The sequence below is a fragment of the Zoogloea oryzae genome (assembly GCF_030161255.1).
Lineage (GTDB): Bacteria > Pseudomonadota > Gammaproteobacteria > Burkholderiales > Rhodocyclaceae > Zoogloea > Zoogloea oryzae.
In genome coordinates, this window is the sequence record NZ_BSPX01000108.1 from 1 (window position 1) to 9,615 (window position 9,615).

At 69.8% G+C, this 9,615-nt stretch carries 10 protein-coding genes; 3 read left to right on the forward strand and 7 right to left on the reverse strand.

Features of this window, described 5'->3' with window-relative positions; all coding sequences use genetic code 11:
• Positions 1-203: 203 nt before the first annotated feature.
• Entirely contained in the window at positions 204-1,175 is a 972-nt protein-coding gene (locus QQK25_RS21155; protein ID WP_153162209.1) for an NAD(P)H-dependent flavin oxidoreductase, read from the forward strand.
• A 12-nt stretch (positions 1,176-1,187) separates the two neighbouring features.
• On the opposite strand, the gene QQK25_RS21160 is transcribed toward QQK25_RS21155, so the two are convergent.
• From QQK25_RS21160 to QQK25_RS21170, 3 genes are read right to left on the reverse strand one after another with little or no spacing between them, the layout of a single operon-like run.
• Positions 1,188-2,531, reverse strand: coding sequence for a GGDEF domain-containing protein (locus tag QQK25_RS21160; protein WP_284189743.1), 1,344 nt, complete (start codon positions 2,529-2,531; stop codon positions 1,188-1,190).
• A complete protein-coding gene (locus QQK25_RS21165) occupies positions 2,528-3,163 on the reverse strand; it encodes a chemotaxis protein CheC (RefSeq protein ID WP_284189744.1) in 636 nt (211 codons plus the stop codon). Before QQK25_RS21165 ends, QQK25_RS21160 begins: the two co-directional genes overlap by 4 nt.
• Before the next feature lie 4 nt (positions 3,164-3,167).
• Positions 3,168-3,527 (reverse strand): response regulator transcription factor, encoded by a 360-nt coding sequence (locus QQK25_RS21170; protein WP_284189745.1) that lies wholly within the window; start codon positions 3,525-3,527, stop codon positions 3,168-3,170.
• Positions 3,528-3,707: 180 nt separating this feature from the next.
• Here QQK25_RS21170 and QQK25_RS21175 point away from each other — a divergent pair, with 180 nt between their 5' ends.
• A complete protein-coding gene (locus QQK25_RS21175) occupies positions 3,708-4,940 on the forward strand; it encodes an MFS transporter (RefSeq protein WP_284189746.1) in 1,233 nt (410 codons plus the stop codon).
• A 5-nt stretch (positions 4,941-4,945) separates the two neighbouring features.
• Here QQK25_RS21175 and QQK25_RS21180 read toward each other — a convergent pair whose 3' ends face one another.
• The 3 genes from QQK25_RS21180 to QQK25_RS21190 form a co-directional block, all read right to left on the reverse strand.
• On the reverse strand, positions 4,946-6,235 hold the full coding sequence (locus QQK25_RS21180) for a DUF2325 domain-containing protein (RefSeq protein ID WP_284189747.1): 1,290 nt from the start codon (positions 6,233-6,235) through the stop codon (positions 4,946-4,948).
• Complete coding sequence (locus tag QQK25_RS21185; RefSeq protein WP_284189748.1) at positions 6,219-6,449, reverse strand: hypothetical protein; 231 nt, start codon at positions 6,447-6,449, stop codon at positions 6,219-6,221. The genes QQK25_RS21180 and QQK25_RS21185 overlap by 17 nt, the downstream gene beginning before the upstream one ends.
• A gap of 202 nt (positions 6,450-6,651) precedes the next feature.
• Positions 6,652-7,002, reverse strand: a complete 351-nt coding sequence (locus tag QQK25_RS21190) for a hypothetical protein (protein WP_284189749.1) — start codon at positions 7,000-7,002, stop codon at positions 6,652-6,654.
• Positions 7,003-7,243: 241 nt separating this feature from the next.
• Between QQK25_RS21190 and QQK25_RS21195 the strand changes: the two genes are divergently transcribed.
• Complete coding sequence (locus QQK25_RS21195; RefSeq protein ID WP_284189750.1) at positions 7,244-7,843, forward strand: CHRD domain-containing protein; 600 nt, start codon at positions 7,244-7,246, stop codon at positions 7,841-7,843.
• Between the two features lie 45 nt (positions 7,844-7,888).
• Here QQK25_RS21195 and QQK25_RS21200 read toward each other — a convergent pair.
• A partial coding sequence (locus tag QQK25_RS21200; protein WP_284189751.1) for a primosomal protein N' occupies positions 7,889-9,615 on the reverse strand: 1,727 nt, incomplete at its 5' end.

Below are 9,615 nucleotides of genomic sequence, written 5' to 3' on the forward strand. Positions count from 1 at the left end.
CCCCGCCCGGCAGCCCCAACGCCTGCGCCAGCACCCGCTTCACCGCCGGCACCTGCCGCGGCCCCGGCCGCCGCGCCGGCACCCAAGCCCGCGGCAGTTCCTGCGCCTGCTCCGGAGCCCGGAAACTAGGCTGGTTTCCGTACTCCTCCGTATGGTGCTAGATTTGATCCCCGCTGCACCCACAAGAATACCGAGGAGACTTCATGAGCATTCCGTCCGTTTTCCGCGGCGCCCTGCGCCTGCCTGCCATCGCTGCCCCGATGTTCCTGGTTTCCGGCCCGTCGCTGGTCATCGAGACCTGCAAGGCCGGGGTCGCGGGCACCTTCCCGGCGCTCAACGCGCGCACCTCCGAACAGTTTGATGCCTGGCTGGGCGAGATCTCCGGCGCGCTTGCGGCCGCCAAGGCTGCCGATCCGTCAGCGGCGGTGTCGCCCTACGGCGTCAACCTGATCCTCCACGCCTCCAATCCGCGGGTGGCGCCCGATCTGGAACTCATCTGCCGTCACAAGGTGCCTTTCGTCATCACCAGCCTGGGCCACCCGGGCGAGGTGGTGAAGGCGGTGCATGAGTACGGCGGGCTGGTGTTTTCCGACGTGATCCACGCCTACCACGCGAAGAAGGCCATCGCCGCCGGCGTGGACGGGATCATCGCGGTGGGCGCCGGCGCGGGCGGCCACGCGGGCACCCAGAGCGCCTTCAGCCTGGTGCGGGAGATCCGCGAATTCTGGGACGGCACGCTGGTGCTGGGCGGGTCGATCTCCGACGGCTACACGGTGCGCGCGGCCGAGGTGCTCGGTGCCGATCTGGCCTACATGGGCACGCGTTTCATCGCGACCCGCGAATCCAACGCCCAGGACGCCTACAAGCAGATGCTCATCGACAGCTCGGCGGGCGACGTGGTCTACACCGACGCGATCTCCGGCACCAACGCCAACTTCCTGTGGCCGAGCCTGGAGCGGCTGGGCCACAAGCGCGAGGAGCTGGTGCAGGGCGTGGGCAAGGGCAAGCTGAAGGCCTTGTCGGACGAGGCCAAGGCCTGGCGGGATGTGTGGAGCGCTGGCCACGGCGTGGCGACGATCCACGACGCGCCGCCGGTGCGCGAGCTGTGCGACCGTCTGGCGGCGGAATACCGGGCGGCCTGCGCCCTGCCGCCGAGCCCGGCCGTCACGGGCTGACCGCTCCGCGCTTCAGGCGTTGGGGGGAGGCAGGCTGGCGCGGGCGGGGCGTCCGCGCTTGCCGTCGTACATGCGCTGGTCGGCCTGGTTGAGCAGGCCGTTCGGGTCCTGCGCGTCGTCGGGATACACCGCCAGCCCGATCGAGCAGCTGATGCGCACGTGGCAGTGGCCGAGGTTGATCGGCAGGGCCACGGCGTGGGTGATCTTGGCGACGATGGCCGCCAGCGAGCGGTCATCGCCGGCTTCATAGAGCAGCACCGCGAACTCGTCGCCGCCGTAGCGGGCCACCCGGTCTTCGGCGCGCACCACCCGGCGCACCCGGTAGGCCACCGCCTTGAGCACGGTGTCGCCGGCCTGGTGACCGTGGGTGTCGTTGATGACCTTGAAGTCGTCCAGGTCGATGAACAGCAGGGCGATGCGGTCGGTGACTTCCCGCGCCCCGGAGATCGCCGCCCGGAGGTGACGCTCGAAGTGATCGCGGTTGAGCTGGCCGGTGAGGCTGTCGTGGTTGGCGCGGAACTCGTTGCGGCTGGCCCGTTCGTGGAACTCGGTGATGTCCACGATGGTGCCGATGAAGCCGCGGATCTGGCCGTGCTGGTCGCGCAGGGCGCCGGCTTCGGCGCGCAGCCACAGGGGCCGGCCGCTGGGGTGGATGTAGCGGAATTCTTCCGAGAAGCGGGTGGCGGATTTGACGGCCAGCAGCCAGCGGTCGTGGATGCGCTCCTGATCGGCTGCGGGCAGGAAATTTGGCCACGGGCTGCCGGCAACCTGGGCGAGCTCGCGGCCCAGGAGCTGCTCGCCGCGTTCGTTGAGGAAGGTGCAGCGGGCTTCGGCGTCGGCCTCGAACAGCCCGGCCGGGGCCTGGCGGGCCAGCTCGCGGAAGCGCATCTCGCTGCGCTGGAGTTCTTCCTGGGCGCGGGACAGACGCTGCAGGTCGTTACGCAGTTGGTGGGCCTGTTGCTTGAGGAGGGCCTCGCGGTGCACCGCCTCGGTCACGTCGCGCACCTGCAGCAGGCACATGCGCCGGGTGCCGTCGTTGGCGGGGGTAACGTCGATGGCCTGCATCATCCGCTGGCTGTGGTCGCTGCCGGGGGGGAACAGCGGCAGCGGCATCGGGTGCAGGGCGTGGGACAGGCGGGCGGTCCAGCCGAAGTCGATGGCTTCGCGCACGACGAGGGTGAGCCGCGGGTCGATGTGGTTGCCGAAGGCCTCGGTGAGGGTCATGCCTTCTGCCTCGTGGGCGGCGCGGGTGGCGCGCTGGGCGATCCAGCGGTTCCAAAGGCGGATGCGCCCGTCGTGGTCGAGGAGGATCAGCCCGATGTCGACGCTGTCGGCCAGGAGGTGGTCGTCGTTCATTGGAGCGCCGCGGAGGGCAGCCTGAACAGGTGGGCGACGCGGGCCATGAACTGGTCCACCGACGGCACGTCCATCAGGAACAGCACGAAGCCCGACAGATTGTGGGCGGACATCACCATGCCGATCCGGGCGACGAGGATGAGGTTGTCCGCGGCCTTGTCGTCGAGCAGATGGGCGGCGTCGCTGCACTGGACCCGGGGCAGCGAGCCGATGAGCTCGGTGCCGAACAGGTTGGCGAGGCTGCTCATGCAGCTGTTGATGATGATGTTGCCGATCTCGGCGAGGGCGTCCTGTTCGAGCTCGGTGATGTGATCGATCGGCGTGTCGTCGCCGAGCATGCGGCGGACGATCTCGAGGCTGCCGTGCTCGGGGAAGAGCAGCAGGGCGTCGGTGACGAGGCCGTCGCTGCCGGTGAAGCTCTGGTTGATGCGGCACAGGCGGGTCGGGTCCTGGTCGGCCTTGTCGCCCTGCAGGCGGCGGGTGAGCTCGTCCCGGGAGATGAACTCGACGATGGGCACCGACAGTTCGATCTCTTCGTGGACGATGGCCGAGAAGGTGGCGGCCGCTTCGCCGAGCGACAGGTTGAAGGCTTCCGCAAGGGCATCCATCTCGAGGTCGGAGAAGGTGCGCATGGCGTCAGTCCAGCAGGCCCAGAATGCTGGCCACCACGGGTTCGGTGATCGGTTTGCGGAAGAAATGCACCCCCAGCTCGGCGGCCCGGCGCTGGATGGATTCCTGGACGTTGGCGGTGAGCAGGGCGAGCCGGATGTCCGGATGGCTGGTGCGCAGCTTCTCGGCCAGTTCGAGCCCGGACATCCCGGGCATGTTCATGTCGATCACCGCGAGCTGCGGGGTCTGGCTGGCAAGCACGGACAGGGCGTCGTTGCCGTCGCCAGCCTCGAGGATCTGAAGCCCGGGACGAAGGCTCCGGATGATCGAACTGCACAACATGCGGGAGGCGCGGCTGTCGTCGACGAGAAGAATGGTGGCGGTCATGGAGCACTCCTTGGGGCTGCTGCGGTGCTTACGGCGGCACTTGAGTAAACTTTAGTCAAATCGGTTATGTCCTGCGCGAGGCTGGTGTGGCGGGCGACTTGGGGCTTTCCCTCATCGGCAGAGACGCCGGCGGGCCGGGCCGGTAAGCTGCGGCCTTGCGCAAACTGCCGGTCGTTGTCCATGTCGTCGTCGTCCCTGCCTTCACGGGCCTCTCTCGTCACGCGGGTGTTTCTGCCCTTTGCCGCGGGGTATTACCTTTCATACCTGATGCGCACCGTGAATGCGGTGATCTCGCCCGACCTGACCCGCGAGCTGGGCCTGGGTGCGGCCGATCTGGGCCTGCTGACCAGCACCTATTTCTTCGCCTTTGCGCTGGCCCAGATCCCGGTGGGGATCGCCCTCGACCGCTACGGGCCGCGGCGGGTCGAGGCCTTGCTCCTGCTGCTCACCGGGTTGGGCGCGGCGCTGTTCGCGCTGGGCGACAGCCTGCCGGTGCTGGCGGGGGCGCGGGGTCTGATCGGCTTTGGCGTGTCGGCCTGCCTGATGGCGGGGCTGAAGGGGTTCACCTTGTGGTTTCCACGGGAGAGGCTGGCGTCGATGACCGGCTACGTGATGTCGAGTGGCGCCCTCGGGGCGGTGACGGCTTCGGCGCCCCTCGAGGCGGCCCTGCCCTTCATCGGCTGGCGCGGCGCCTTCTGGGTGGTGGCGGTGCTGGCCGTGCTGGTGGCGGTGACGATCTTCTTCGCAATGCCGGAAAGGGACGACGGGCACGAAAAAGGCGATCTCCAGCAGGCCCTGCGCGGGGTGGGCGAGGTGCTGTCGGCGGTGCCTTTCCGCGGCTTTGCGGCCCAGTCGGCGTTCTTCACCGGCGGCTTCATGGCGCTCCAGGGCCTGTGGGCGGTGCCCTGGCTGATGGAGGTGAATGGCTACAGCCGGGCGCTGGCGGCGGATCACCTGCTGTGGCTCAACGTGGGGATGCTGGCGGGTCAGCTCTCCATCGGCGCCTGGGCGATTCCCCTCGCGGCGCGGGGCGTGCCACCCCTTCGGCTGATGCAGATCGGGCTCTTCGCGAGCATGGTGGTGGAGGCGCTGATCATCGCGCAGGTGGGCCCGTCCCTGGTGCTGTGGTGCCTGCTGGGCGTGGTGTCGGCCACCGGCGCGCAGATGTACGGCGTGCTGGCGGGCTACTTTCCGCTGCGCCTCGCCGGGCGGGTGACGACCTGCATCAACCTGGTGGCCTTCGTGGGCGCGTTTGGCGTTCAGTGGGGCCTGGGTGGGCTGGTGGATGGCCTGCGCGGCGGCGGGATGAGCGCGTCCGCGGCGCTGGTGGTGGCCTTCGTGCTGCTGCTGGCGGCCCAGGCGCTGAGCTTCATTCCCCTTTCGCGGGCCGGGCGGCTGCAGCCGGTGGCCTGACTGGCTCAGGCCTCGTCCTGCCCGGCGACGCTGTATTCCCCCCGATTGACCCGCGCCACCGCCGCTGCAAAGCCGGATACGCCTGCGCCCTTGTAGAACAGGCAGGGTCGGCCGATGCGCTTGCAGTGGCTCTTCACGTGGTAGTAGGCGTTGTGGCTGATGTGGTCGGTGGGGCACAGCACGGCGTCGGCGCCGTTGATGAGGTCGGGCAGGCGCGAGAGGGATTCCTCCAGGCCGCCGTCGTGGTGGATCAGCTTGATGCCGAGCCTCCCGGCGAGCTGGCGATACTGGGCGATCAGCGCGGCGCGGCCGCCCACGTAGAGGATGCAGCGCTCGCTGGTGGCCTGGGGGCAGCCGGCGCAGTCGTCGCTGCCGGCGCGGGTGCACAGGGCTTCGGTGTCGGCGTCGTCCGTCGCGGGAAGGCTGGCCTGCAGGATGGCTTCGAGGGCGTTGCGCTCGGATAGGGCGGCGTCGCGCTCGGCGGCGAGGCGGATGCTCTCCTGGTGGGCGTCCTTGAGGGTGCTTTCCAGGGTGTAGATGCGCCGGGTGGCGCTGGCGAGGTCTTCGGCGGCGCCCTGCAGGCTCATCAGCCGGCGGCCCAGATCGACCATCACCTGACCGGATTCGAAGCGTTGCAGGCGCTTCTTCAGCTCGGCAGCCTCGGTGCGGGCGGCGTCGCGCTCCCCGAGCGCTGATTCGGCGGCGGCGAGCTGGCGGCGCAGGGCGGTGAGTTCGCGCTTGAGGCCGGTGCGCAGTTCGGTGTTTTCCTTTTCGAGCTGGGCGAGCCGCCGGGTGTCGGCGGCGAGCCCGGCGCCCACCTGGTGGGACAGCATGTGCACGCGCTGGTAGGCCGCCTGCAGGGTTTCGGCGGAGGCCATCCGGTGGGTGCACAGTGCCCACAGGGGCCCGGCCACTTCGCCCCGGGCCACGCAGGCCAGCCATTCGTCGCGAAGCTCGGCGTCGGTCTTGAAGCGCGCGAAGCGGGCCACGGCCAGCCGGTAGCGGGCGTCGAGGTGGCGCTGGATGGCTTCGGAGGCGGGGTTGCGGCTGCGGGCGTGGCTCACGGCTTCCACGTGGAGCGCGAAGTCGTCGTCCGGGCGGGCGGCGAAATGGCAGCGTCTGGCGATGCGCTGCAGGTCGGCGAGGGGCAGGCAGGTGCCGATGATCGGGCAGTGGTGCTGGGGGTCGAGGGTCCACAGGCGTGGGCGGGCGCGGGGCGTGTCGGGCTTGATCGGCGCGGGCGGCTCGGCGAACACGGCGGCGCCGGGTGGCAGGCGTTCAGCGTTGCGGCACATGGGGCTTCTCCGGGCTGCGGTCGAGACGCTGGCTGGCGCGCTCGCAGAGGTCGCGCAGGTCGCGGTCGGTGTCGGGAAAATCGGCGAGGCGGGCGAGGAGATCGGCGGCGCGGCGGGAGGCGTGGGGGCAGCCGGTTTCGTCGAAGCTCAGCACGGCGCTGAGGGCGCCGGCCCACAGGCTGGCCGGCGGGGTGGATGCGAGGCGGGGTTCCATCGGATCACTCTCTTGTTTGTTGAGAATGATTCGCAATATAGGCCGTGGCGAAAATAAAGTAAACGAGAACAATTCTCATGTACGCCTTGCGGGCAGCTTGAATGGATCTGGCGCCTTGCGTCGCTGGTGGGCGGTAAACGCACTGCGGGGCGTGCCCCGGTTTCCCGGAACACGCCCCGCGAGGCTGGGCGACCTGGCTGGCTTACTTGGCGCCGGCAGCAGGCGCGGCAGCGGGGGTGGCGGCAGCGGCGGCAGCCGGTGCGGCTTCGGCCTTCTTCGCGGCGTGCTTGGCAGTCTTCGCGGCCTTGTGGGCCTTCTTCACGGCCTTCGGTGCTTCAGCCTTGGCCGGCGTGGTGGCGGGAGCGGCCTCGACCTTGGCGGGTTCGGTCGGCTTGGCGACTTCGGCCTTGACGGCTTCGACCTTCTTCTCGGCGGCCGCGGCGACGGCGGCCTTGGCGGCGGGCGCGGCCTGGGCCGGAGCGGCCGGGGTCTGGGCGAAGGAGACAGTGGCAAAGCCGGCGGTGATGGCAAGGGCGATGATCTTGTTCAGCATGAGATGTTCTCCTGAGGGATGACGTTGTGGTCCGGGCGGCGTGATTGCCTGCCCTTGCAGCGAATAACGCCGGCCCCTGGCGCGGGTTGTCAGCCCAAATGTAAGGCCATGTTCAGTTGTAACGGGGGCGCGACGGGGTTCGATGTGCTACAAAAAGAGAACGCGGCTGCGTTTCATTCGCGATTCGGTGAATTGCGCTGCGTCCTACCCAAACGTCTTGATTTCCCCCGGGAGAGTTGCCATGTCCTTGTTGCAGAACGCTGTTCGTTGTGGGGTGGCCGGTGTCCTGGCCTTGTCTGCGCCGCTGGCCGGTGCCTCGCTGGTGAGTTACTCGACGATCCTGAGCGGCGCAGCCGAGGCGCCGCCCAACGCGTCGGCGGGCTTTGGCGCTGCAACACTTCTGGTGGATACGACGGCGCTCACGATGACGCTGGACGTGAGTTTCGGCGGGCTGACGGGCAACGTGACGGCGTCCCACATCCACTGCTGCACGCCGGTGGCGATGACCGGCACTGCGGGCGTCGCGACCCAGGTGCCGACTTTCGTCGGCTTCCCGTCGGGGGTGACGGCGGGGATCTACCACCAGGTCTTCGACCTGACCCTGGCCAGCACCTGGAACCCGACCTACGTCACCAACAACGGCGGAACGGTGGCGCTGGCGGCAGATGCCTTCCTGACCGGGCTGGACGCCGACAAGGCTTATCTGAACATCCACACCAACGTGTTCCCCGGCGGCGAGATCCGCGGCTTCCTGACCCGCGATGTGCCGGAGCCGGCGATGCTCGGCCTTCTGGGGCTGGCGACAGGCTGTGGATTGCTGGCGCGTCGGCGCCGGGGGTGATCAGCCGGGCCGTGAGGCGGCCCTGCGTTGCTGGGGTGGCGCGGCTCAGACTTCGGCCGGGTCCACGTCCAGGTGCCAGCGCAGGCCGCGCACGGGTCTGGCTGCCCACAGGTGGCGGCTCCAGGCCGTCAGGAAGGCCTGCAGGGCGGGGCGGCCGGGGGCTTCGACCAGCAGTTGGGCGCGCTCCCGGCGGGCCAGCCGGACCATGCGCATCGGCACCGCGTCGAACACCTGCACGCCGAAGGCCTGGGCGAAGGGCAGGGCGGCCTCGCGGGCTTGTCGCAACCAGTCCAGCGCGGTGGCGACTTCATCGGCGGTGGCGCACAGCAGGGCGTTGGCGGCGAAGGGCGGGAAGCGGGCCTGCTTGCGCTCCTCCAGCTGCATCGCGGCGTAGCGGGCGAAGTCGTGCCTGGCGAGGCATTGGTAGAGGGGGTGATCGGGGTATTGGGTCTGGATCATCACCTGGCCGGGAAGCTCGCCCCGCCCGGCCCGGCCGCCCACCTGCATGAGCTGCTGGAAGAGGCGCTCCGGGGCGCGAAAATCCGCGGCGAACAGTGACGAATCGGCGTTGAGTACGCCGACGAAGGTGAGTTTCGGGAAATCGTGGCCCTTGGCCATCATCTGGGTGCCGACCAGGATGTCGGCTTCGCCGTTGCCGATCTGGGCCAGCAGCGCGTCCCACTGGGCGCGGGTGCGGGCGGCGTCGCGGTCGACCCGCAGCACGCGGGCGGTGGGGAAGCGTTCGGCGAGGGTCTCCTCGAGGCGCTGGGTGCCGCGGCCAAAGGGCTGGATGTCCTGGTTGCCGCAGTCGGGGCACGAGACCGGAATGTGCGTCTCGCAGCTGCAGTGGTGGCAGCGCAGGCGCTTGTCGGCCAGGTGCAGCACCAGGTTGGCGGTGCAGTGGGGGCAGCGGCTCACCCACCCGCAGGACGGGCATGACAGCACCGGCGCGTAGCCCCGGCGGTTGAGGAAGATGAGGCTCTGCTCGCCCCGCTGGAGACGTGCGTCGATGGCGCGCAGGAGGTGTTCGGAGAGGCCGTTCTGGAGCGTCTCGCGGCGCACGTCCACCGGCCGCACCTTGGGCATGGTGGCGGCCACGGCGCGGTTGGCGAGCTCGATGCGGCGGTAGCGGCCGGTGTCGGCGGCGTGCCAGCTTTCCAGCGACGGGGTGGCGGAGCCCAGCACGATGGGCACGCTGCGCTGGCGGGCGCGCCAGATGGCGAGATCGCGAGCCGAATAGCGCACGCCTTCGTGCTGCTTGTAGCTGGCGTCGTGCTCTTCATCCACCACGATGAGCCCCAGCCGCGGTAGCGGCGTGAACACCGACAGCCGCGTGCCCAGCACGATCTCGGCGCGACCTTCCATGGCCTGCACGAAGCCCTGGGAGCGGGCGCCCTCGGCCAGCGCCGAGTGCAGGCTGACCACCCGCGCGGCGGGGAACCGCCCCGCCACGCGGCCTTCGAGCTGGGGCGTGAGGGCGATCTCGGGCACCAGGATCAGCGCCTGCTCGCCGCGGGCGATGACCTGCTGGACGAGGCGCAGGTAAACCTCGGTCTTGCCGCTACCGGTGACGCCGGCCAGCAGGAAGGGCTGGAACTGGCCGAAGCTGGCCGACATGGCCTCGACGGCAGCCTGCTGTTCGTCGGTGAGCGTGGGGGCGCCGGCCATGGCGGCCGGGTCGGCGGCGACGCCGGGGGCAATCCAGCCGCGCTTCATGGCGTCGGCCACCACCGGCGTGCCGCCGTCGCCTTCGCGCAGCAGGCTGCGCCGGC